Annotated in this window: 2 protein-coding genes; one reads left to right on the top strand and one right to left on the bottom strand. The window is 59.3% G+C overall.

The features are described from left to right. Positions 1-14 precede the first annotated feature (14 nt). Positions 15-233 (top strand): hypothetical protein, encoded by a 219-nt coding sequence (locus NW819_RS13185; RefSeq protein ID WP_414414022.1) that lies wholly within the window; start codon positions 15-17, stop codon positions 231-233. On the opposite strand, the gene NW819_RS13180 is transcribed toward NW819_RS13185, so the two are convergent. Then, on the bottom strand, positions 230-1,073 hold an 844-nt coding region (locus NW819_RS13180; protein WP_414414021.1), incomplete at its 5' end, for a ferredoxin:protochlorophyllide reductase (ATP-dependent) subunit N. The genes NW819_RS13185 and NW819_RS13180 overlap by 4 nt on opposite strands.

The following is a 1,073-nucleotide window of genomic DNA, read 5'->3' as shown; positions in this document are numbered from 1 at the left end:
TTCAGCGTAAATGTATCAGCATCACCACCCAAGCTACAGAGAAGGGGTTTATCTTTCGCTGCCGGCTGCTCCAGCAAGATGGCTCTTGCGAGCCGGAGATTGGCACCAAAGCCTACGGCTACTTTCAAAACGAGGCCGAAGCTATTCTGGCGGGCATGGTCTGGATCGACCGGCAGCAACTGCCAGATCACCTAGACGGCCTACTGTTTGACAATGAGGAGCCGGAAGGTTAGATAGGGGCTTCTTCTCGCACCAGCCGCTCCCAACCCAAGCCTTTGAGGGCAGCATTGCGCCGCAGCGGTCGGGTCACCAGCTCCAGCAGAGCCTGGGTGTTGCCGAAGCCGTGGATCTGGGCGAAGGTGAACTCCACCGACCACTTGGTGGTTATCCCGCGCGCCTCTAGGGGGTTGGCGTGGGCCATACCTGTGATCACCAGATCCGGCTGCAGGGCCTTGATGCGCTGGATTTGGTTGTAGTTATCCGGCTTTTCTACGATGGTGGGCTTGGGCACTCCCATCTCTTCGCAGGTGCGCTCCAAGAGGGCCAGCTCAGCCGCTTGGTAGCGTTTGTCCATGTAAGGGATCCCAATTTCCTGCACCGTCATGCCACAGCGCACCAGGAAACGGGCCAGCGAGATCTCCAGCAGGTTATCGCCCATGAAGAAAACGCTTTTGCCCCGCAGCAGCTCCCGATAATCCCGAACCTGGGGATGGTTCCACACTTCCGCTTCCCGCTCTGCCAAGCCTTGAGTTGGGATCCCCAATTCGCGGGCAATGGCTTCTATCCAGGCGCGGGTGCCATCCGGCCCGATGGGAAAAGGAGCGGTGATGAGCTTAGCCTTTTTACGGCGTACCAGCGTGGTGGCCGTGCGGCTGAGGAAAGGATTCACCCCCACCACATAGGTGCCCGGCTCGATGGCCGGCAGCTCTCCATAGCGTTTGGCCGGCAACCAGCCGGAGACGCGGATCCCGTGTTTTTTCAGCTCCAGGGTGAGTTGGGTAACCACCGGATCGGGCACCGAGCCGAAGATCACCAAGGGAGGATGCTTGTGGAAGCCTTCCTCCTCTTTCTTT

The organism is Synechococcus sp. R8-2 (assembly GCF_047461715.1).
GTDB lineage: Bacteria > Cyanobacteriota > Cyanobacteriia > Thermostichales > Thermostichaceae > Thermostichus.
The sequence above is the reverse complement of the archived record's forward strand: the minus strand, read 5'-3'. Positions and strand labels throughout refer to the sequence as shown.